This window comes from Pantoea sp. C2G6, assembly GCF_051336815.1.
Taxonomy (GTDB): Bacteria; Pseudomonadota; Gammaproteobacteria; order Enterobacterales; family Enterobacteriaceae; genus Pantoea.
In genome coordinates this window covers 13,660-37,100 of sequence record NZ_JBGMNJ010000011.1, presented here as the reverse complement: position 1 = coordinate 37,100, position 23,441 = coordinate 13,660, and the positions used below count along the sequence as shown (strand labels likewise).

Here is a 23,441-nt window from a genome sequence, read left to right as displayed (position 1 = left end):
TGTGATTGACTGGCGACTTTACGCTGAATGCCAGGTAATAACGCCCGGAGCAAAATACCCGCCCTGAATATTGCTCAGCGTGATTTAACCGCAAAGCAATTAATAAGAGATTGTGTTTATCAGGATTCACAATTTCGCTAACTCGCTGAATAACATCACTCTTCTCCGCCTGCCGGTGTGCCCCTGTTTCGCCGTTTTAAATAACCGCCACGCTTAGATTAATGCAATAACGTGCCTTACTGCCTCTCACATCCGCGACCGAAACATTTTGAGAAATAATTTCCCGGAATAATAGCCGGAATCCACCCTGTTAATTTATTTCTGTACCAGGCTTAGCAGATAACAATAGAGACAGTGTGGAGCATTATGAAAGAGCAAAATCGCACAAACGGTATCGCCCCTTATGGCGGTGCCGCAGGTGGCTGGGGAGCACTCAAGGCCGTTGCCGATGCTATCCGTGGTCAGATGTCAGTGAAGCAGGATGTGATCGCCCTGTTTAAAGTGAATCAGCCGCAGGGCTTTGACTGCCCGGGCTGCGCCTGGCCCGATCCGCAACACGCCTCGTCGTTTGAGTTCTGCGAAAACGGTGCCAAAGCGGTCTCGTGGGAAGCCACCAGCAAACGTACCACGCCGGAATTTTTCGCCACGCATACCGTGAGTGAACTGTGGGAGCGCAGCGCCCTGCATCTGGAGGGCGAAGGACGCCTGACCCATCCGATGAAGTACGACGCCGCCAGCGACACCTATCAGCCGGTTGAGTGGGAGACCGCCTTCAGAGAGATTGGTGAGCACCTGCGCAGCTACGATGACCCGGATAGCGTGGAGTTTTACACCTCCGGGCGCGCCTCCAATGAAGCGGCCTTTCTCTGGCAGCTGTTTGCCCGTGAATATGGCACCAACAATTTCCCCGACTGCTCCAATATGTGCCATGAACCGACCAGCGTCGGACTGCCGGAATCGATCGGCGTCGGCAAAGGCACGGTAGAGCTGGAAGATTTTGACCATTGCGATCTGGTGTTATGCATCGGCCATAACCCCGGCACCAACCATCCCCGTATGCTCGGTACCCTGCGGGAAGTCTCTAAACGTGGCGCGACTATCGTGGCGATCAATCCGCTGCGCGAGCGCGGGCTGGAACGGTTTACCTCACCACAAAGCCCGATTGAGATGCTGTCGCTCAGCTCGACGCAGCTGGCCTCGACCTACTACAAGGTGCGGGTCGGCGGCGACGCGGCGATGCTGAAAGGGGTCATGAAGATTTTACTGTCGATGCACCAGGAGGCGCTGAGCAAAGGCGAACCCGGTGTAATCGACGAGGCGTTTATCAGCCAGCACACCGAGGGCTTTGAAGCTCTGAAAGCGGATCTCGACAGCACAGATTGGGACCACATCCTGAAAGTATCCGGGATGGCGCGCGAAGAGATCCAGCATATTGCCCGGCTCTACGCCAGCGCGGAACGCACCATCATCTGTTACGGCATGGGGATCACTCAGCATCAGTATGGCACCCAGAATGTGCAGCAGATTGCCAATCTGCTGCTGATGCGCGGCAACATCGGCAAGCCCGGCGCGGGTATCTGTCCGCTACGCGGACACTCCAATGTGCAGGGCGACCGCACGGTCGGTATCACCGAAATCCCGCCAGCCTCGCTGCTGGATAGCCTGGAAAAAGTGTTTGGCTTTCGTCCGCCGCAGAAGCATGGTCACGGCGCTATTGAAGCGATTAAAGCGATGCGTGATGGCAAAGCCAAAGCGCTGCTCTGCCTGGGCGGTAATCTGGCGGAGGCGATTTCCGATCCGCAGGTGACATTCCCGGCGATGCGCAACCTCGATCTGGTGGTGCATATGGCGACCAAGCTCAACCGTTCGCATCTGCTGCTGGGTAAACACAACTATCTGCTGCCGGTGCTGGGCCGGACCGAGACAGATTTGCAGGCGACCGGCGTGCAGAGCGTCACGGTGGAAGATTCCATGTCGATGGTGCACGCCTCACGCGGTTCGCTGGAACCGGCTTCGCCGCATCTTAAATCTGAACCGGCGCTGGTGGCATCGCTGGCGAAAGCGACCTTACCTGACAGCGTGGTTGACTGGAGCGCTATGGCCGCCGACTACAACCGCATCCGCGACGCTATCGAGGCGGTCTTCCCGGCGTTTGAAGACTTTAACCAGCGGATAAAACAGCCAGGCGGTTTCCGGCTCTATAACGCCGCGTCGGAACGGGTCTGGCTGACGCCGTCGGGCCGGGCGCAGTTCAAAGTGATGCAGGGAATTAACGAAGATCCCCGCTCACTGAAATGCCACGATCTGGTGCTCACCACCCTGCGCAGTCATGATCAGTACAACACCACGCTTTACGGGCTGAATGACCGCTACCGTGGCGTCACAGGCCGGCGCGATGTGCTGTTTATTAATGCTGATGAGGCGGAGAGACGTGAACTGCGCGTCGGCGATCGGGTCGATTTAATGGCGCTCGATCCTGACGGCAACCCGACGTCGCGGCAGATGAAAAATCTGACGATTGTGATTATCGATATGGCGCCAGGTTCGGTCGGGGCTTACTACCCGGAGGCGAATGTGATGGTGCCGCTCGACAGCCACGATACCAAAAGCGGTATTCCTGCCTATAAAAGCATTCCGGTGTCGATGACGCGCGTCACCGAGGAGACCCAACCCACCTCAGGCGTGCTGCGCTAAGCGGGGCTGACGGCCAGGCTCTCCGCCTGCGCCGTCATTTCCCCAGACGGGCCGGTTCTCCGGCCCGTCTGCTCTGTACCTGCTGTTAAGCCTCCTCGCTTCCGGCATCGTCTACACTTCAACGCTCAGTCTCATTTTGTAGCTCGTTAACGCCACTCTTTCTGCGCGGATATTCTGCGCCACAATGGATGATTACCATGTTTCACCTGATCTTCAGCCTCCCCAGCTGGTATGTTATTGCGCGCGTTATTATTCCCCTCTCCCTGCCGCTGCTCGTAAAGATTCTGCTCTCCACGCTGGTGCTGCTGGCCTCCCAGTATCTGCTGGTGAGCCGCTTTACCTCGGGCGGGATCTTTTCCGCGGAAATGCCCCGCCTTGTCATCATTCTGTTTAACTGGGCCTTTGGCACCGTGCTGCTACTGGCGTTTGCCCAGATCGTGATGGATGCCGTGCTGCTGATCGCCCTGCTGCTGCGTCATCCGCTGGAGCTGGCTCCCGGCGTCCGCTATCTGGCGGTTGTGGTGGCAATGGGGCTGGCCGCCGTCGGGGTACAGCAGGCGATACGGGTGCCCCCGGTCAAAGAGGTGACGCTTGTGCTGCCGAACCTGCCAGCGGAGTTTGACGGTTATCAGCTGCTGCAACTGACCGATCTGCACATTACCCGGCTGTTTAACCAGCGCTGGACCGCCGCGATGGTTGAACGGGCCATGTCGCTTAAGGCGGATCTGATCGTGGTGACCGGCGATGTGATCGATGGCAGCCTGGAGCACCGTCGTCATGATGTCGCGCCGCTGCGCGGACTGGCCGCGCCTGACGGAGTCTGGGCAATCACCGGCAATCACGAATATTTCTTCCATCAGGCGATCTGGACCGCTCACCTGGCGTCGCTGGGGCTGCAACCGCTGCTCAATCGTCATACGGTTATCCGGCGCGGCGCGGCTAAACTGGTGATTGCGGGCCTGCCGGACGCTTCCGCTCCCGGCCGAAAGGCCACCGGCCCGGACCTGGCCAGCGCGCTGGATCAGGCACCTGACGACGCGCCGGTCATCCTGCTGGACCACCAGCCACGCAATGCGCGACAGAACGCAGCGCAGGGGGTGGATCTACAGCTCTCCGGTCATACCCACGGCGGGCTGATTATCGGACTGGACCGGCTGTTTGCTAAACCCAACGCCGGTTTTGTATCGGGTCTCTATCAGGTCGGCGGGATGCAGCTCTATGTCAACAATGGCACGGCGCTCTGGCCGGGAATGGCGCTGAGACTGGGGCGGCCTTCGGAGCTGACCCGGATTACCCTCAAAGCTCAGCCCTGATCGACCCGAATGAGTGTGAAAAGGCAACGGGATTGCCAGCAACAGAGAGGAGATCACCATGATTCAGCTATGTACCGCCTGCGGCACCGCCTATAGCCATCAGGTCAGCGACAATCCGCACTGTAAAATCTGTGACGATGAGCGGCAGTATGTGCCGGCTGAGGGCCAGCGCTGGATCGACTTCGACCAGCTGCGCGCCCGCCACGCCAATAAATGGACGGCGCACAGTGATGCGCTGCTGAGTATCAAAACCGTACCCCGGTTTGCCATCGATCAGCGCGCCTTTCTGCTGCGAACGCCGCACGGCAATGTGCTGTGGGACTGTATAGCCAACCTTGATGCGGCGACCTGTCAGCTGATCACCGCGCTGGGCGGCATCGATGCCATTGCGATTTCGCATCCTCACTATTACACCACCATGCAGGAGTGGGCCGCGGCGTTTAACGCGCCTGTCTATCTGCACGCGCACGATCGGCAGTGGATCATGCGTGATAGCCCGCATATCCAGCTGTGGCAGGGGGAGTCGCTGACGCTGATGCCGTCGCTGACGCTGTTACGGCTGGGCGGGCATTTTCCCGGCGGCAGTGTACTGCACTGGGATCAGGGCGAAGGAGTGATACTGGCGGGGGATATTCTTCAGGTCACGCCCGGTGCGCATGGGGTGTCGTTTATGTGGAGCTATCCGAATATGTTACCGCTGTCGGCCTCCACGGTCGGTGACATTCTGCAACGACTCGCCGGGGTGGCGTTCGGTCAGCTGTATGGTGCGTTTGAGGGGCAGGAGATCCATCAGCAGGCCAAAGAGAAGGTGATGCAGTCGGGCGCGCGCTATCTGGCCTGCCTGCGGGATCATCAGGCGTGATGAGGGAGCCCAGCAGCAGCCGGCAGGCTGCTGCTGAACCCACGCGGTTACGCGGTCTGGAACACGGCCACCATGTTACGCAGTTGCGCTGCGCGTCCGGCCAGCTCATCGGCTGATGAGGCGGACTCTTCAACCAGCACGGCGTTCTGCTGCGTCACCTGATCCATCTGGTTCACCGCAATATTGACCTGAGAGATGCCGCTGCTCTGCTCTTCCGAAGAGGAGGAAATATCACGCATCAGCTGTGAGGTCTGCTCAATGGCACTGACGCTCTGTTTCACCTTGTCGCCTGCGTTCTGCGCCATCGCGATCCCTTCCTGCGCGTGACCCACCGACTGCTCAATCAGGCCTTTGATCTCTTTCGCCGCACTGGCTGAACGTTGTGCCAGCGCCCGCACTTCCGCGGCGACCACCGCAAAACCTTTGCCCTGCTCACCCGCACGCGCGGCTTCAACCGCCGCATTCAGCGCCAGGATATTGGTCTGAAACGCGATGCTGTCAATCACCGAGGTAATCTCTTCAATCTGGCCTGAGCTGCCACGGATTTTATGCATGGTCTGCATCACCGAGTCCATCGCCGCGCCGCTTAGCAGGGCCGCCTGGGTGGCAGATTCCGCCCGATCCGAAGCAAAGCGGGTGTTGTCCGCGTTCTGCTGAATGATTGACGCAAGCTGTTCCATGCTGGCCGCGGTCTCCGCCAGAGACGCCGCCTGCTGTTCGGTACGCGAGGAGAGATCGCCGTTGCCCCGCGCGATCTCTTCTGAAGAGTTGGCGATGGTGGCGGCGTTACCTTTAATATCGGAAACCAGCTGGGCCAGGCGCTGCTGCATCAGCATCAGCGCATTCAGCAGCTCCGCCATCTCATTACTGCCGGAGACCATCAGCTGCGCCGTCAGATCGCCTGCGGCGACGCGGCTGGCAACTTCGACCGCCTCTCTGACCGGCCGGGTCACGGAACGGGTGATCATGACCGCCAGCAGAATGGCCAGCAGCGCGACAGCAAACAGGCCCGCCAGCAGCAGGTACTGTGCATGACGGCGCTGCTGGATCTGCTTCTGCATCATCCCTTCAAGACGCTGGCTGGACTGATTGCCCAGATCGGCGTAGCGGTTGATCGCCTGGGTAAAGACCCGGACATAGTCAACCGGCGTGACGCTGGCGTGACCACTGACAAAGACGCTGTCAGCCAGTTGCAGCGCGCTCAGCGCCTGTTGATTGGCTTCTTCTGCCATACTGCCAAAGGTGGTTTTAAGATCGGGCTCAATGGCAAACACTTTATCCATGTTGCCGCTGAACTGAGCCAGCGCCGTTTTGCCGTTATCGATCTGGAATGCCATGCGGCTGCGATCGGCTTCCGATGCATCGCCTCCCGCAATCAGCGTGGTGCCGTTCGCCCGAATGCGGCCCAGCGTCTCAGTGAGCTGCGGCAGACGGCTGAATACACTGACGATCAGCTGATAGGTATTGAGATCGGCATCCAGCGACAGCTGATAGAAATCCAGTACATCCTGATTGGTATCCAGCAGTCTCTGAATCAGGCTGGCATGGCGCGTCAGGCTGGTTGCCAGCGTCAGTCGCCCGGCGTTGATGTCGTCCTGTAGCTGCCCCCACTCCTGATTAACCTGCGCCAGTCGCTTCAGCGGCAGTGCCTGCTCATCATCCTGACGCAGATCGCCGGCAATGGTCTGGGAGAGGTTATTGATCTCGCTGACCAGGGCCATACGCGGGGCATTGTCAGGTTTATTCTGCGCGATAGCGATAGCGCTTTCCGCGCGGTGACGCTGTAACAGGTTCAGCATCTTAAGCACTTTTCTTTCTACCGGGATGCCGGTTAATTCCACATTCTTGGTATCGATAAGCTGGTTACCGACCTGAATAAATAAAAAAGTGGGTAAAATAAACAGCACCAGCGCAAAGGATCCGAGTAACAGGAATTTAGCTGGCAAATTAATCCGGTCGAGTATTTTCTTCATTCTTTTCCGCTCTGGTAGGTTGGGCGTGCAGGTGGTGTCGTGCACAAAATGGGTTAAACAATATTATTTTTTTACCGTTTCTTTTATGTCGCCAGAGGCGCTTCATGTAGCGCAATGGCCTCATAAAGAAAGGGGTTTCACATAAGAAAATAACAGAAGCCATCACAGCAAAAAGAATTATAGATTGCGCACGTTGATTTTACAGTGAATAAACAGACAATATTTACTGCAACGTTCACTTAAGCCAAACCAGAAAATCAATATAAAGATCAACAAGTTAAATTATTCATACATAAAATATTCTGTTAAGGCTTCAGCCTCACTTCAGTTTTGCCATTTAGAAAATAAAGAAATTAAAGTTAATGTCGCCACCGCCGATACCAGCGTTCCTGACTGTATCAGATGAATCATTATTTTCTGGTCAGGAAAAATCATCCTGCTGATAAAATATATCCACCTCTTTTTTAATACCTCTGACGAGGTATTAATTATTTTCCCGATAAAATGAAATCGTTTTCATTTACGTTTATATTTTTGCTATTCGTGCTTTGCCTGAGATTATTTAAATAAAAAAGCCCCCACATTGTGGAGGCTGATAAGGAGTGGCTCAACGTCAGAAACTTTCCCAGTTTGCCTTATTCAGATCGATGGCCTGACGTTCAGGCTCTCTGAGCGACAGAGTCGGGCGAAGCGGTGCGGTACTCCTCTGCACCTGAGGCTGATGGCTGTCGCCCTCTAATTTAAAGGTGGCCACCAGCCCGGAAAGCGTTTCGGCCTGCTCCTGCAACGATTTGGAGGCGGATGACGCCTCTTCCACCAGCGCGGCGTTCTGCTGCGTCACCTCATCCATCTGACCAATAGCCTGATGAACCTGCTCGATGCCTTTGCTCTGCTCAGAGGTCGCTGCCGCAATCTCGTTCACCAGGTCGGCAACCTGCTGAATCGCCTGACGGACATTTTCACTGTTAGAGCCGACACCGTTCGCCTGCTCTAAACCGTGCTCCACCTGTGACACCGAGGTCAGGATCAGATCTTTAATTTCGCGCGCCGCCGACGAGGAGCGTTGCGCCAGGTTGCGGACTTCTGAAGCGACCACGGCGAAGCCGCGACCATGTTCACCGGCACGCGCCGCTTCGACCGCGGCGTTGAGCGCCAGAATGTTAGTCTGGAACGCGATGCCCTCAATCAGCCCGGTGATTTCAGAGATTTTGGCGGAACTGCCGCGGATCTCATCCATTGTGCTCAGCATCTGCTTCACGGCCGCGCCATTCTGGATCGACATCTGATTAGCATTATTAGCCAGAGAGCTGGCCTGATGTGCGCCCTCTGAGTTCTGACGTACCGTTTCACTCAGCGTGGCCATGCTGGCAGAGGTCTGCTCCAGCGAGGCGGCCTGCTCTTCGGTACGTGAAGAGAGATCTTCGTTACCCGCCGCAATCTGCGTTGAGCCGGTACTGACCGACTGTGCGGCGTGGCTGACCGAGAGCAGTGTGCCTGAGACGCGCTGCAACAGCTGGTTAAAGGCCATCGCCGTTTTACCGATCTCATCGTTGCGGCTGACTTCAGCGGTCCGGGTCAGGTCAAGGGTGTGACTCACCTGGGTCATGGTATTAACCATGCCAGCCAGGCTTTTTTTGATGCTGAGGATCACCTTCGCCGAGAAGCCCGCCAGCAGCAGAATCAGCAGCAGCGACCCCACCGAGAGGCTCCACAGCGTCTGTTTGTAGGTGCGCTGGTTTTCACTTCTCAGTTGTTTGCCAATATTAATATTCAGCTCAATCTGCCGGTTGAAATTCGCTTCCAGCTTTCTGGCAGCCGCGCCAATACCGTTATCGCCCTGTAACAGGGCCAGCGAGAGCTCATCATTATGGGCGCGCGAGGCGCTGATAAAAGCGGGTAATGCGCTGCGAACCTCATCAAGATATTTAATCGATTCTTCAGTCAGCGCCCGGTCTTCTTCATTAGAAAGATCATTCGCCATGTAATAGTCGCTGAGGGATCTTATCTGCTGGAGTAACTGGTCTATATGCTGTTCGGCCACCGCCTGTTTAGCGCCATCGACCATGGTCTGATGGCGATAGAGGGCAATGCCCAACTGGTTGGTAGCGCTGATCGATTTATTAATATCGCGAATGCTGGGGATCGCGTTCATCTGGACATATTCGAATCGGGACTGAAAGCCCGAAATAACTGATAAAGAGATGATCACCAGTGCAATCAGTGACATTGCAAGCAGTGAAAAAATCAGTACCAGACGCTGTGTAATGGTCATAGACGCCCTCCGGTGAAAAAGATGAGAAATTGTACAATTCAGTAGCTGAATCGATCTTATCGGCGTCGGTAAAGGAGGCTTTAATTAATCGGCGGGGATATATTTTTTTATTTCTTCTTGCATCCTTAATATTCTGCACTATGTAACTGACTTTATTTCCCGTCACGCAGACGCTTTTATCTGCGTAATCAGGCCCAGGCTACGTTATAGCAGGCCGGGCCTCGCAGAACATTAAACGCCCTTCCCGCCCGGAATGCCTGCGGGGATATTTATCTGCGCCACCAATAATAAGCACGCTAATTCAGTAGCATAATTTCACTGAAACGTTTCAGCTACCAGTTGGGAATAAAGCCTCATCTGAAGTAGTGGGTGGGAAGCATCAGCAGCACAGCACATCTGGTCGGTCATGCGGGGTGACAGCGACTGTCTGCCCGCAACCGCGTTTTATCATCTTTACTGATGAGTCGCCGCCATCTGCGCGAAAGCGTTTTTCAGGTTTTCGCCACTCCCGCCGCTGACAGATTAAATTTGTGAATTTCCTGGCAGATTGCTGATTCTGGTCTATGCTCACTGGCCCGACCAGGCATAACGCTGTCGGGTAGTGATAACGCATAAATAAAAAGGTAGTCGTCATGGATTTAGCCACATTTGAAACCAGAACCGGTCTTTGGCCACACATGCAGTTTACTGACGTGGAATATGAAGTGTGTGGAGATCGTGTTGAGATCTACGCCATCGATGTGAGTCGTCAGACCAAGAGCAAACTGTTCATCTGTCGTGCAATTAACGAGCAGCAGGCAAAGTCGCTGACCGCGCAGTTCAAAGAGTGGCTGCCGAAACTCAAGCTCAAAAAGCGTAAAATGGCACTCAATCTGGCGCGAATTGCCTGCGAGAAGAGTTATGCCAGGACGCCTAAACGACCGGTGCAGTCAGCGGCCAGCCGCCTGCTCTGAGCAGAGGCCCCTGCTGAAATGCGCTTCAGCCTGCCCTGCTCAGGGGTCAGGCTGGCGTCAGCTCGCCTTCCGCGGTTGGCAATGCGTTAGTCGCGAACCGCGGGAAGCTGAAACAGCCGGCATTCGCCGGGCTCAGTGGAAATGTCGCTGAACGTCGAGATATGCATTTCAATCCAGTTGTTAGCGGCTCTGAGCGTGTGGGGGGCGTTGCGCTGTTGCAGTTCAGCCACAAAATCGCGGGTGCTCACCGTGAACCGTCTGGCGGCGTCTCGTCTCATCGCCTCTCTGAACGCTATCCCAATCTGATCATCCTGTGACATGCCTTTCACCTCACAACCGCGCCAACTCACAATAACTGTATAGATAAACAGTATAGCTAAACAGAAAGAGGGTCAAGACTGCCGCGCTTAACCCACCTCAGCCATGCGCTGAAGCGCAGCTGGCAGGTAAGAAATAAGCGCCAGACGGCTCTTTGCGGCAACTGAGCACTGCCTGAAGCCTGGCTGACCAGAACAGATTTAACCCATTGAATTTCAGTCGCTAAAAATCAGTGAGCGATAAAAAGAGGTGCAGAGCGGGGATCAGCGCCTTTCACTTTAGGTCAAATCTTAGAAATCGTTTTCATTTGCATATAACTTTATGATAAATAACAAAATACATTTAGTTAGCGCTTTAATTATTTGATAACTAAATAAAAAAAACGATAAGCGCAACGGTATTTCGGAGCGTTTTGCCCTATCTTTAAATGGCTCTGTAACGAAATCCACTTCATTTACAGAGTGCTCTGACTCCTACCCTTGCCCCCGTTATCGGGGGCCCTTTTTTTACTGCTATCGCCCTGCTGCACGGTTTGTGCGGACTGATTGGTCCGGTGATTAAATCAGGCCAGCGCAACAGGCTGACAAGCTGCGGTAGCATGGATTTGTAACGCAATAATTCACCACCCTGACTGGAAATATGACCATCAGAAAGCAGTCGATTGAAAATTAAACCGATTTTTCTCCAGCCTGCTTAACATCTATTTTCATCCGGCGCAGGCCTCCGGTAATGACATGGAAAGCGGTGAAAAAAACAGGTAATACTCTTTATTCAAACGATGACCGGCGCCTCACCAGGGATGCTGTAACACAATAATAATGCGCTATTTCTGTTATTTGCCCCTGCCTCTGGCGGGGCATTTGTTTATTGTTAGCCCCTGCCGCACCTCTTTCCCCCACCACAGCGCCCCGATCTGACCCAGCCGTTATCGCGTGGTCTCTCCGGTCAGGGTGATGCGGCAAGTAACGCGATTTCCCGGCCGCTGTTGTGCCGTTAGCCAGCACTTATTCTATGCTAAGGTTGACCCGCTTATTCCTGCCATATGAGTTCACCCATGCTCTCTACCATTATTTACCGCAGTCAGCTTTCTGAGTCTGTCTCACCGGAACGGTTGCAGGCGCTGGTAGATCATTCCAGTCTTCGCAATGCCGCTATCGAGGTGACCGGCATCCTGCTGTTGGATGGTCAGCACTTTTTCCAGGTGCTGGAAGGCAGCATGGAGGCGGTGCTGACCGTCTATCAGCGCATCAGCCAGGACGATCGGCACTTCAATCTGATTGAGCTGATGCGTGATTACGCACCGGCACGCCGCTTTGGTCATGCCGGTATGGCGCTGTTCGATCTGCGTGACTACCCGCAGCATAAGGTGGTGGATGCGCTGCTTGAGCGGGTGACGCTGAGTGATGAGCGGATCAGACATGACCGGGTAGTAAAATTTCTGCGCTCTTTCGTTGAGGGGCGGGACAAAGAGACCTTTATCGCCATCGAGCAAGCTGACCGGTGGCAACTGACAGCGCCGCGCGCCTTTTTGAGTCAGCCAACCTGGCAACCGGCACCGGATCAGCGTTGTGAGTTTGCGCTACAGCCTATCGTGGATGTCGCCAGCCGCCGGATCGTCTCCTGTGAAGCCCTGATCCGTGGTCCAAAGGGTGCGTCACCGGCGGAGTACTTTGCACAGCTGCATGAGAGTGAGCGCTATCAGGCCGACCTGCACTCGAAAAGCTACGCTTTTCAGCTGGCGGGCCATCTGGATCTGCGGGAACAGACAATATCTGTGAACCTGCTGCCGATGTCGCTGGTTGTGATTGAGGATGCGGTGGAGTACCTGATTCAGCAGATCCGGCATCAGGGTTTACGCCCGGAGCAGGTGGTGGTGGAGGTGACCGAAGATGAAGTTATCTCGCGTTTCGACGCCTTTCAGTCTGCCGTGCAGCAGCTGAAAGCGGCCGGTATCAGTCTGGCGCTGGATGACTTTGGCGCAGGATTCGCCGGCCTGTCACTGCTTGCCGACTTCCAGCCCGACAAAGTGAAAATTGACCGTAAACTGATCACCGATATTCATTGCAGCGGTCCCCGCCAGGCGATTGTGCGCGCTATCATCACATGCTGTCAGGCGCTGGAGATCACCGTCATTGCCGAGGGCGTAGAAAAAATTGAAGAGTGGCTGTGGCTGGAAGGTGCCGGTGTGCGCTACTTCCAGGGCTTTCTGTTTGCCCGCCCGGCACTGAATACGCTTCCCCCGATAAGCTGGCCGGAAAGACGCCCGCTCTGACAGCCCGCTCTTCTCATCCACGGCCCCGCTCTGTCGATCCTTTTCGCGGTAATTTGACGCCGCTCACACCGCTTCGCTGCAAAAAGCAAAAGCTGTGCCATGCTTTATCCATCTGACAGCCATCCGGCAAAACAGATATTCATCAGGTCCCTGGATCATAACCAGAAATGGGAGAATCACCATGAACGAAGATCGCATTGGCGGTAACTGGAAGCAGTTCAAAGGTAAGGTTAAGGAAAAATGGGGCGACCTCACGGATGACGATATGACCGTGGTGGAAGGGAAGCGCGATCAGCTGGTCGGTAAAATTCAGGAACGATATGGCTATGAGAAAGATCGTGCCGAACAGGAAGTGAAAGAGTGGGAAGATTCCAATAAGTATCACTGGTAACCGATCCCCCGCCGCCGGATGACTTCCCGTCCGGCGTGTTCCCTCCTCTCATACTACCTGGCGATCACCGCCCGCTGACTGACTGATAAACGCTGCAACGTTCCATTTTGGAAATGATTGTTTCTTTATTTGGTTATGACGCGCATACTGCGGCCATCGTCCCTGTTCGTGGGATCTCAGTAACCCCTCCCGGAAATTAACTATGCCCCAATACTCAACCGACACGGTTTGTGGTCTCGTCGGTGTTCTCCCTGAAACCCTGCGCAGCTGGCGTCGCGCCGGACTGATGACCGCGCCGGGTCCTGCCGGTTATTCAGACAGTCAGCTGACCCGCGCCCTTTGCGTGCTGGAGATGACCTCCGGTGGCCATACGCTTTTTGATATTCATACCGCCCTTAACTGGCCAGCGGTCACACTGCCGGGCGGCTGGTCCTGTCGTGAAGAGGATATGTTGCAACTGTTGCAGCACAACCCGGATGAAGATGTGCAGCGTGAACTGCGGATGATGAATACCCACTACAGCGGTGACGATTATGTGAACCGCTACCTGCGTCCACTCAACCTCTGGCTACGCGCCGACAACAGCGAAGGGGCAGAGCACCGTCAGCAGCGCTTTCACACGGCGGTAGTCAGTCAGTGGGAGCGCCTGGCGTTCGCGGCGCAGCGGCGCAGCACGGTTCCGCTGTTCCTGGAAGCGGTCAGCGTTACCGACGACACCGAAATCTGGATGGAGGCAATACGCCTCAACGGACAGGGCTTCCGGGTGGAAGTGGCGGCGACCGCATCCGGTGAACCGGCAGTGGCGCATCGTCGCTTCGAGCACCATCTGATGTGGTGCGGCAATGGGATCAGCGCGCAGATGCAAGCGGCGTTTCAGTCCAGCCTTGATGCGGGCGAGCCAATTATGCTGACCGGAACAGATACCGCCATCCAGCCCGAAGACGATCGGCTCTCTGCCAGCGCCTGACATCCTTCCCGGCAGCTTTCCGCCATAAAAAAGGCGGAAACAGCCTGTGCCGCTTCCGCCCCTAGATTCGCGATTAAGCCTGATGCTCCAGGGTGCGTGAATCACCAATCGCAATCGGAATACGACGCGGCTTCTCACTTTCCGGGATCTCCTGCAACAACTGAATGCTCAGTAACCCCTCCGCCAGGCTGGCGCTGGTGACTTTCATATGCTCGGGGATGGTAAAACTCAGCTGGAAATCGTGTCGGCTGATCCCCCGATGGATCCAGCCGCTGTGCTCCTCCTTCCCTTCAGCGGAACTCTCCTGCGGCGTGCTCGTTTTTTTACCGGTAACCGAGAGGCGGCCGCCACTCAGTTCAATCTCCAGTTCATGCTCTTTCCAGCCCGCGACGCTGAGGGTCAGGGCGTAGCGGTCATCGCCGATCCGTTGCAGGTCGTAAGCGGGTGCCGCTGTAACCGGGCTATCGCCGGTGAGCTGACTGAAGAGTTTGTCGATACGGCTGAAACGGTCTGAAAAGACAGAGTCGGCCAGTGACGGAAAGACTGAAAATTGCTGTAATGACATGGTGATAACCTCCTGAACAGATTCATCCAAAAGTTCATCTGACCGGCCTGCATGCTCCGGTCACGATTATAGATAAGATCGGATCTCTCCCTTTCAAGAGGCGTCGTCTGTTTTTTTTAACGTTGAAAAAGAGACAGTTACCACTGAAGCGTGCGGGCGTGCCCGCTCGGCCCCTATTTTTTACTCTGGGGTGCCAGAGAGAAGTGGGGGTGCCGGCCAGCCAGCAGCAGCAGCAATTCATATTCGCCCTGACTCAGTAAGGTCGGATTGCCGGCGGCCTCTTTGGTTTGCCAGACTCGCAGGCTCAGATCAAAGCGCTCAGCGGCGCTCTGCTGGGAGAGGCCGGCGGCAAGGCGCAGTTCGCGAACGTTACTCTGAACAATCACAGGCGGCTGGGGGGGACGATTAACCAAACAGAAACTCCTTTGAGATGATTAAGCCGCAGAATAGCGCAGCGCGCAGCTTTCGCGAAAAGCAGCGCGTTGTGAGTGCGGCACCGGGCTAATGACATCAGAATAATTAACTATTTTAAATAAATGTCAAACCGCGGATATATAATTTATCGGCCATTCCAGAGTAAGCGAAGCGGTATATTTTGCCTTAACGCCATTTTTCTTATTTTTTTATAATGCCTTAATCGCTTCGCCAGGAATTATCCTGATATTTGGCTTAAGTGTCATTCATGGATTAATCCACTACCTCTGTGCCCTCTCCTTCACCAGGATAGGGGGTTTAGCCTGAGCTACATGCTCAGGCCCGGTTAGTCAAACCAGAGGAGAATAATCGATGAAAAACCCTATCCAGCGTCGTTCCCCCGACGACCTGTCGCGGGTAGAGCTGCGTGAACAGTGGCAAATCACGTACTGGACACAGGAACTCAAAACCACCCAGGAACGACTGACGCGGGCGATCCGGGAACGGGGTCCACAGACGGACCAGGTGCGTGAATGGCTTGAGCAGAATCCGCCGCCACGCCGTCCGGCGCAATCGCCTGCCGGTACCGGACGCTAAAAACCGGCGCTGTCTGAAGGTCTGAACCGGGATCGTTCCCGCTGCGGAATGCCCCCGTCGGCCGGGCGACTCAGCCGGGCAACCCCTGCCGAGTTGAGTCTCCTTTTCATTTTTACCCGCTATTTTAATAGTTTATCTCTGCTGTTCATCCTCACCCCGTCATCAGCCCATAAATATCAGGCCCGCTTAATCGTCTGAAAAGCGGATTAATAAACAGAGCCGGCTGGAAAACATTATCTGTTCAGAGAATCAATGCTCTGCCAGTGGGAGAAAATAATCGACACCCCAATTAAAGCCTTCTTCGATTAAATTTTCGAATCGTAAACAGCCCTGAAATGCATTAAAGAAAATATTAAGAGACACCCGTTGTAGAGTCACCTATCATCACTGTGAAAATAATAATTATGCGTTATTTCCTGCCGCCCGAATCACACTTCGTTACGGACAGTTTTTATACAGTTTCTCTTTTTTCGCTCCGTAATAAGCCGGTGCGGGGGATACACACACATGCTAAACAATTTAAACGGCGACGACGAACGCCGTATTCGTGCCTTACAGGCACTGAAAAACCCGGATGAAAGCCGCGATGACGTTCTCAAAAAATTTGTCAGGCTGGCCAGTCAGGCGCTGGGCATCCCTGGCAGTTTTATTTCGGTGCTGGATGATGAATTCCAGACCGTCCGGGCATCGCACAATTTTGATCTGAAGCGTTCAACGCGCGAGGATTCGTTATGCCGTCACGTGGTTGACAGCGACAGCGCGGTGATCGTGCCGGATACCTATCACGATGCCCGCTTTGTCACCCATCCGCTGATTACCGGCGCGCCCTTTATCCGTTTTTATGCCGGTGTCCCGCTGAAAAACCGCGAGGGGATTATTCTCGGGACGCTGTGTGTGACCGATACAGAGCCGCACCTGTTTGCCGGCGATCAGGTCACCACACTGACGCTGCTCTCCACGCTGGTGATGTCCTTTCTGGAAGCCTGGCATTCGGCCGGCTTTGCCGATCCGGTAACCGGGCTGCCGAATCGCCAGCGTCTGATCCGCGACCTGCAATATCTGGCGGTGGCGGGTGATACCACGCCCCGTCGCCTGGTGCTGATTGACTGCATCGATATGGCGCGTGCTTATGAACTGGCCCGTACCATGGGAATGGGGCCGGTGGAGAGCCTGCTGAAGGATATGGCGACGCTGCTGCCACTGCGCCTGCGTCCGGCGGTTGGTGAAATGCTCTATACCGTTGCCACCGGCCGCTTTGCTATTCTGACCCGGGCAGATAGCCGGCTCAGTGCAGCATGGGTAGCGGGCCGGCTGGAGGGGATTAGCGCTGATATGGAAGAGGGATTATCAGTGGCCCTGACCACCCATACCAGCGAGGCTGACTTTATCGCCGGCAGCGTACCCGCTGCGGAGGTGGTACGCCGGGCGGTCAGTGCCCTCAATGAAGCCGTGGCGCGCGGATTGCCCTCCCATCGCTTTGACATCGAAGCGGAAACGCAGCGATCCGAAGATTTCCTGCTGATGAGCGACCTTAAAACGGCGCTGCGCGACAATGCCGGGCTCTATCTGGTCTATCAGCCGAAGATTTGTCTGCACAGCGGTAAACCGGTGGGGCTGGAAGCGCTGATCCGCTGGCAGCATCCGACGCGCGGCGAACTCTCTCCCGCAACCTTTATTCCGCTGGCGGAGCAGACCGACCTGCTCTCTTCGCTGACCGCCTGGATTATCGATCAGGCGGTTGAACGTCTGCGCCGGTTGCGTAATAACTGCATTCAGCTGCCCTTAACCGTTAACGTCAGCGTGCGCGACTTCTCACGCGAGGGTTTTGCGGCCTCGCTGGAAAGTAAAATGGCTAAGTCGAAGGTCCCCACCGCTTTGCTGGGCATTGAGTGCCTGGAAACCGAGCGTATTCTCGAAAGTCCTACCGCCCTGCGCGGCCTGGAGATGCTCAGAGAACGTGGATTCAGCATTTCACTGGATGATTTTGGTTCAGGCTACAGCAATATCAGCTATCTGCGCCGGATGCCGCTGGATGTGATTAAGCTGGATCGCTCGCTGATCAGCGAACTCTCTTCAGATACCGCGTCGCGTATTATTGCCCGCAGCATTATCGCGATGCTGAAAGAGCTGGACTATACCGTGCTGGCAGAGGGGGTGGAGTGCCCGGATACCGTAACCTCCCTGACGGAGTATGGCTGCGATCAGGCGCAGGGCTACTTCTACTCAAAACCGCTTAACGAGCCGTCGCTGGATCACTGGCTCCACTGGAAGTTACGCGAGGGGTGCCATTAAGCGGGAGTTTTAAAAGCTGTGTTATCACCGCATTTTCTGCGCACCAAACCTGAGTCTGCTGCACCCTGATGCTTTTTATTCGGCGGTGTGGCAGCGCGAGCACGCGCTCCGGGCCTTTGTTCACACGGGTTTCACCTTCCGCCAGCCGCTTCGGTTAACCGCAGGTTAACGCCGGAATTGCCGTTTCGCTTACTCCCGCCTCAGACTGTGCACTCTGTGCGCCTTTGAACAAGGTTAGATGCAACATTTTTTGAACAATGGTAGCGTGTGCGTGACATTCATATAAAACGGAGCTGCACATGCTGACGACCATACTCTATCGCAGCCATATTTCTGATGATTTTCCGGTCAGGACCCTGCCTGAAATGGTGGACAACGCCAGCAAACTCAATGCGGCTCATGATGTGACAGGTATCTTACTCTTCAACGGTACCCACTTCTTTCAGCTGCTGGAAGGCCCTGAAGCGGGCATTCAGACCATCTACAGTCGGATCTGCGCCGACCGCCGGCACCATAATGTGGTTGAGCTGATGCGCGACTACGCCCCTTCCCGCCGGTTTGGTAACGCCGGGATGGAGCTTTTTGACCTGCGCGAGCACGATCGCTCATCAGTGTTACAGGCGGTGCTGGATAAAGGCACCTCCAGATACCAACTGACCTATGATGATCGGGCGCTGCAATTCCTGCGCACCTTTGTGGAATCCCGGGAAAAAGAGAACTACTACGAGGTGCTCCCGGCGGGTTACTGGGAATTTATTTCCGAGCATAACGATGTACCGGATTCCCGGCCAGTGACCGAGGGTGTCAGCTTCCACCCGGTGGTGGACCCGCTGGCGCGTCAGGTTACGGCGATTGAAGCAACCACTATCCGGCCCGCGTCGGGCAAAATTACAGGCGATCAGCTCTATCTCGACGATCTGGCCACGGTGAAAAAGACCTTTGCCCACGCAGGCCTGGTCTGCCCGGACGATATGCCGCTCTATGTCAGCCTGCTACCGATGACGCTGGTGGTGATCCCCGATGCGGTCAGCACCATCGTGACGGCTATTGAACAGGCCGGGCTGGTTCCTGAACAGGTCGTGATTGGCGTGAGTGAAACCGAAGTGATCTCCAATCTTGAAGCCTTCTCTGAAGCCGTACGCAAACTCAAAGCGGTCGGGATCAGTCTGTCGGTGGATAATTTTGGTGACGGCTCGGCGGGATTGTCGCTGCTGACCCATATTCAGCCGGACCGTATTCGCATTGACGCCGGGATTACACGTGACGTCCATCGCAGCGGTCCCAAGCAGGCGGTGGTACAGGCGATCATCAAATGCTGTTCGGCGCTGGAGATTACCGTCATTGCGGCTGGTATCGTCCAGGCGGAAGAGTGGATGTGGCTGGAAGCGGCCGGGGTCATTAACTTTCAGGGTAGCCTGTTTGCCGCTGCGGGACGTTTTGACGCCAAATCTGTCGCCTGGCCAGAATACCGGGAGGCGATGTAACACCCTTTATTCTGTAACCGATGCGGTGCGCTGGCTGGCGGCCGCATTTTACAGTCTGCCTGAAACTACCTGCACACCCGCCCTCGCCTTTCGCCTCTCTGCCTGATGCCTTCTGCCCGTGACACCGGTTTTATTACTCAGCGAGGGTGTAATCTTTTTCGGGCCTCGTTATTGCTCTCTCTTACTTGCTAACCACTATAGCGAGTAGTGACTGCTGACTAACCACTATAGCGAGTAGACCCGACGCTCTGGTCAATATCACTTTGTATCTATCAGGCTATCGGCAGCTATCCACTATAGCGAGTAAATCTGCCAGTCAGACGTTACCGATAACCACTATAGCGAGCAGATGGGCGAGTTCAGCGCTGAGACAGGCGACTGAATCAGCATCGACCGGAGGATCAACATCGTAACAACCACTGTAGTGAGTAACAGCACACCAGAAGATCCTTTTGATAACCACTATAGCGAGTAGCGGCTGTAAACAGGAATTCGCCCCGCTCACTCTCCTGTTAAGTCACGATAAAGCATCGTTTTCCATACCCACACGCTGATGATAACCACTGTAGAGAGTAAACCGATGCCCGAAAGTAAGCAGAGTGCTCAGATGGGCCGGATCAGCTTTTTGCAGCGAATCTGAACCTCAAGTGAGGTGAAGAGCACTAGGATAACCACTATAGAGAGTAATCTGGAGTAACCACAGGTTATAGCCGACGTTGCCTGACAGAATCAGCTGTGGCAGTGCCTTAGGAGTAAGTTAGTGCTTACTTTTTTATGCCATTCGGCTATCTGCTTCAGATAGCACCTGTCCTCCTTGACCGTTATAGTGAGTAAACCGCCTTTTTGTTCTCATTTGATAACCACTGTAGCGAGTAGGTTATGCTATTCCGGGTTGTGATCTGCTCATTATCTGATCTCCTGGGCGAAAAGTTAGCCAGAAACCACGCTGATGCGGGTTTTTAACGTCACAGAAGATGCAGCAACAGCGTCAACCTCATACTGAAAATGGAAGATCTGTCTCAGATAACCACTGTAGCGAGTAAATCCGCTATAGCTGAAAAGGAGTGGACGGATTGCTTTCGCGCGCGGCGTTGGGGTCCTTCGAGGGTTAACAACTTTAGCGATAACCACTGTAGTAAGTAACAAAGGCCACGTTAGCTGGCGACGGGATAAAACAGGCAGGCGGATTAATACCTCAGAATCCAGCCGCTGTGCGCGGCGCTGGCTGGAAAAGAGTTAGAGCACACAGGCGTTCAGCAAGGAAACACAGGGTCACATCTCAACCCTGATAACCACTATAGCGAGTAATTTTACTCGTTATAGTGGTTATGCTCACGCAGCCGGTCAGCAGGAGACCTTCTCGCTATAGTGGTTAGTGACTAACACGCTGGCCGTTCTGCACCGTCGCAGGCCGGATAGTTACTTTTTTTTCTGTTTCCTGATCTTGTTCAGCAGCTCTTTTTCTTCGCGCGATACCATCACCAGCTCACTGCTCTCTTCTTCCATCACCGGCTCAGGCGGATTGACCTCAATGATTCCAGGATCGCTGTCGAGATCGTCATACTCATCCAGATCATCATCGATTAAGCCTGAATGGCTGAGCGGTAACTCCGCAGGACGCAGCTTGGGATGACGGTAATGAACCCAGAAGTAGACTGATGAGCCGCGCCGGGTTTCGGTGTAGTCGAGATAACCGATCTCCTTCAACTGCTCCATGGCCTTTCTGACCGTTGCATTCTGCGTAATCACACGCGAGGTCAGATTCAGCCTGGCGCGCAGCCGTGCCATGGAAATGGGCGCAGGCTTAGGTGGCAGGCTTTCAATGAAGGTGTAAAGGGCCTGCGCCGACTCTTTGCGCGCCAGCTCATTGATGGCTTTCAGCTGTAACAGCACTTTTCTGTCGAACTGATAGAGTTCGAAGATCTTCGGATCCGCCTGAAGCGTCACAGTATCTTTTTTGATGCTGTACTTAGCCGACTGCACCAGGTGCGTGGTGTAGTTCTCTCCGCCTTTGCTGGTGAAAGTCAGGGTATTGGAGGCAATACGTGTCAGAGAGGCGTCCAGACGGTTTCTGAGCTTCGAGGAGAGGCGCGCAGAGGGAATACCGCATAGTTTGGCGAATTCAACAAAAGAGAGCGTTACCGTGTCTCCCAGGCACTCGTGTGTTGCGAATGCGCGAATGATCCCGACCCAGGTTTTAAAATCATTGTCCATGTCCAGTCGGGCACCCAGGATCTTAATGTTGTCATACCCTTCCGATCTCACCAGCGACAACTGCTTAAGATCCTGCGTCACATCCATCGCATTCATCTGGTTTTTCTGACTGCGGGCGGTGGATTTAAGGGTAGGCACAAACAGGCCCAGCCGCATCAGCGCGACCGGCTGCACCGTGTTATTACTGTTGGGCGTCAGAGTAACAACTTCACCAGTTCGTTTATCTGTTTCGCTGAAAGCCTCAGCGATGTTCAGTATATCTGGTTCTTTTCCCGGCATGCGTAAGCTCCGTAATGTGCACAGATAAAGGCAGCTGTTACTCGATACAGTGGATACTAGCACTCACTACAGCGGTTAATCTACTCGCTACAGTGGTTTTTTATCTCGCTATAGTGGTTGTTTTACTCGCTACAGTGGTTAGCGATCCCGGTTTTATCCAGCTACAGCAGGGGCTCAGCTGCTGCGGGGATCTTTAGGGAACTTCTTATGATCTTAAATGGATCTGTTACTGGATCGGGCCAGTGGATAAATAGCCTTATTCGCTCTTCCGTTCTGGGGATAATTTGCGGTTTAAATCTGCCCTTTTCCCCGTTTTCACTGGCATCTCTCGTGACAGGCTCCTTTCAGGCCGTTAATACCGGACAAAGTTATTCACAGCAGAAACCGGGTTTACTCGCTACAGTGGTTATCAGCCACTCGCCAGCGCGGTTGCTTTACTCGCTACAGTGGATATTCTTCTTGCTACAGTGGTTATCTTACTCGCTATAGTGGTTATCGATCCCCTCTGAAGCCTTACCGGATAAGGGTTTAAAGCCTGCGGGGATCTGTTTAGGATCTCAGTTTGATCTATTGAGGATCGACTGACTGGATCTGACCTGTGGATAACGGGGATAAAATGCATAACTTAATACAGGAACAGAGTGAGCCAATACAGAGAGGAAAAGAGCGCGGTCAGGGAATGCAAAGGTTTGTCCTGAAAGGCGCTGGTGAAAAGAATCTCTGCCTGATGTGAGCAATATGCTCTATGCCTTCAATGCTGATACAACTGAAAGGAACGATTCATCCATCTGAGAAAAAATATTCACCCTGCCAGTTTTATGGTTAAATAATTGATAATTAAGTATTTATTTAGAATTTTCATGATGAAAACACCCTCATTATAAGCACAGAAAGACCGGATTAAGTCACACCTCACATGCAGGAACAAGGTAAGCAACAGGAAACCGAAGAGAAAAAAGGGAAAAGTTTTAAAATGGGAAGGGTTCTTGAGCCTGGCAGAGAGAGTAGTTCACTGAGATAAAAGTTATGGGTACCGTAATCGAAATGCGTACTGAAAAACTCTGTAAACCCAGACGGTAGTACATAGAAGGTATTAAGAAAAAGCGACAGATAACCTCCTGTATAATCCGCTGATAACGATTCATGGCAAACCTCACCTCCAGTTGCCATATAATTTCCCTGAGAGAGCGATACTTCTCTGCCCTTATTGCCATAAACCACAATCAAAAACATTCGTTCTGACAGAACTCCTTCACACCCGCATCCCCGGACAGCGGTTTAACGCAAGCGAACCTGTATCGATCAACAACGATGCACTTCAAAAATAATCCCTTGCCGACACGCAAAATAGTGCTGTTCAGACAGTGTGACCATGTAACCGCTTTAATCAGACAAAGCATGTTTTCGGTCCTGGGCAAATTCATCGCAGTGTTAATAAACTTATCATCCGCAATGAAGAGAACGATTGCAAAGTGAGTATGTCAGCAGTTCAGAAGAACTACCCTTAATCTCAGTGTTGTCCACTGATTCTCTACAGGACCATAAATATCGATAAAGAGCAGAATAGAGGTAGCGAGTGAT

At 54.1% G+C, this 23,441-nt stretch carries 16 protein-coding genes; 10 read left to right on the top strand and 6 right to left on the bottom strand.

Features of this window, described 5'->3' with window-relative positions:
• Positions 1 to 366: 366 nt before the first annotated feature.
• The 3 genes from ACCW71_RS14775 (at position 367) to ACCW71_RS14765 (ending at position 4,869) form a co-directional block, all read left to right on the top strand.
• Positions 367 to 2,694, top strand: a complete 2,328-nt coding sequence (locus ACCW71_RS14775) for an FdhF/YdeP family oxidoreductase (protein WP_436372580.1) — start codon at positions 367 to 369, stop codon at positions 2,692 to 2,694.
• Positions 2,695 to 2,891: 197 nt separating this feature from the next.
• The gene (locus ACCW71_RS14770) at positions 2,892 to 4,007 is read left to right on the top strand and encodes a metallophosphoesterase (protein ID WP_436372578.1); all 1,116 of its coding nucleotides are present in this window, start codon (positions 2,892 to 2,894) and stop codon (positions 4,005 to 4,007) included.
• 58 nt (positions 4,008 to 4,065) lie between these two features.
• Positions 4,066 to 4,869 carry an MBL fold metallo-hydrolase gene (locus tag ACCW71_RS14765; protein WP_436372575.1) on the top strand — a complete coding sequence of 268 codons (804 nt, stop codon included), beginning with the start codon at positions 4,066 to 4,068 and terminating at the stop codon, positions 4,867 to 4,869.
• A gap of 47 nt (positions 4,870 to 4,916) precedes the next feature.
• On the opposite strand, the gene ACCW71_RS14760 is transcribed toward ACCW71_RS14765, so the two are convergent.
• Complete coding sequence (locus ACCW71_RS14760; RefSeq protein WP_436372574.1) at positions 4,917 to 6,842, bottom strand: methyl-accepting chemotaxis protein; 1,926 nt, start codon at positions 6,840 to 6,842, stop codon at positions 4,917 to 4,919.
• A gap of 613 nt (positions 6,843 to 7,455) precedes the next feature.
• Positions 7,456 to 9,114, bottom strand: a complete 1,659-nt coding sequence (locus tag ACCW71_RS14755; protein WP_436372571.1) for a methyl-accepting chemotaxis protein — start codon at positions 9,112 to 9,114, stop codon at positions 7,456 to 7,458.
• Between the two features lie 632 nt (positions 9,115 to 9,746).
• Between ACCW71_RS14755 and ACCW71_RS14750 the strand changes: the two genes are divergently transcribed.
• On the top strand, positions 9,747 to 10,067 hold the full coding sequence (locus ACCW71_RS14750) for a hypothetical protein (RefSeq protein ID WP_436372569.1): 321 nt from the start codon (positions 9,747 to 9,749) through the stop codon (positions 10,065 to 10,067).
• A gap of 86 nt (positions 10,068 to 10,153) precedes the next feature.
• Here the strand turns inward: ACCW71_RS14750 and ACCW71_RS14745 are convergent, their stop codons facing one another.
• Positions 10,154 to 10,387, bottom strand: a complete 234-nt coding sequence (locus tag ACCW71_RS14745; RefSeq protein ID WP_436372568.1) for a DNA polymerase V subunit — start codon at positions 10,385 to 10,387, stop codon at positions 10,154 to 10,156.
• 1,052 nt (positions 10,388 to 11,439) lie between these two features.
• Here ACCW71_RS14745 and ACCW71_RS14740 point away from each other — a divergent pair.
• The 3 genes from ACCW71_RS14740 (at position 11,440) to ACCW71_RS14730 (ending at position 14,015) form a co-directional block, all read left to right on the top strand.
• Positions 11,440 to 12,657, top strand: a complete 1,218-nt coding sequence (locus ACCW71_RS14740; RefSeq protein ID WP_436372566.1) for a diguanylate phosphodiesterase — start codon at positions 11,440 to 11,442, stop codon at positions 12,655 to 12,657.
• 181 nt (positions 12,658 to 12,838) lie between these two features.
• Positions 12,839 to 13,048: a CsbD family protein gene (locus tag ACCW71_RS14735; RefSeq protein ID WP_009093260.1), complete on the top strand. Its 210-nt coding sequence runs from the start codon at positions 12,839 to 12,841 to the stop codon at positions 13,046 to 13,048.
• 202 nt (positions 13,049 to 13,250) lie between these two features.
• A complete protein-coding gene (locus ACCW71_RS14730; RefSeq protein ID WP_436372564.1) occupies positions 13,251 to 14,015 on the top strand; it encodes a MerR family transcriptional regulator in 765 nt (254 codons plus the stop codon).
• A 73-nt stretch (positions 14,016 to 14,088) separates the two neighbouring features.
• Here ACCW71_RS14730 and ACCW71_RS14725 read toward each other — a convergent pair whose 3' ends face one another.
• Together ACCW71_RS14725 and ACCW71_RS14720 are read right to left on the bottom strand one after the other, a co-directional pair.
• Positions 14,089 to 14,580, bottom strand: coding sequence for an Hsp20 family protein (locus ACCW71_RS14725; RefSeq protein ID WP_436372561.1), 492 nt, complete (start codon positions 14,578 to 14,580; stop codon positions 14,089 to 14,091).
• Between the two features lie 173 nt (positions 14,581 to 14,753).
• Positions 14,754 to 14,993, bottom strand: a complete 240-nt coding sequence (locus ACCW71_RS14720; RefSeq protein WP_436372559.1) for a transcriptional regulator — start codon at positions 14,991 to 14,993, stop codon at positions 14,754 to 14,756.
• A 373-nt stretch (positions 14,994 to 15,366) separates the two neighbouring features.
• Between ACCW71_RS14720 and ACCW71_RS14715 the strand changes: the two genes are divergently transcribed.
• From ACCW71_RS14715 to ACCW71_RS14705, 3 genes are all read left to right on the top strand, one after another.
• Positions 15,367 to 15,591, top strand: coding sequence for a DUF3606 domain-containing protein (locus ACCW71_RS14715; RefSeq protein ID WP_436372557.1), 225 nt, complete (start codon positions 15,367 to 15,369; stop codon positions 15,589 to 15,591).
• A gap of 507 nt (positions 15,592 to 16,098) precedes the next feature.
• Positions 16,099 to 17,883, top strand: coding sequence for an EAL domain-containing protein (locus ACCW71_RS14710; protein WP_436372555.1), 1,785 nt, complete (start codon positions 16,099 to 16,101; stop codon positions 17,881 to 17,883).
• 299 nt (positions 17,884 to 18,182) lie between these two features.
• On the top strand, positions 18,183 to 19,367 hold the full coding sequence (locus ACCW71_RS14705) for a diguanylate phosphodiesterase (RefSeq protein WP_436372553.1): 1,185 nt from the start codon (positions 18,183 to 18,185) through the stop codon (positions 19,365 to 19,367).
• Between the two features lie 1,419 nt (positions 19,368 to 20,786).
• On the opposite strand, the gene ACCW71_RS14700 is transcribed toward ACCW71_RS14705, so the two are convergent.
• Positions 20,787 to 21,860: a RepB family plasmid replication initiator protein gene (locus tag ACCW71_RS14700; protein WP_436372550.1), complete on the bottom strand. Its 1,074-nt coding sequence runs from the start codon at positions 21,858 to 21,860 to the stop codon at positions 20,787 to 20,789.
• Positions 21,861 to 23,441 lie beyond the last annotated feature (1,581 nt).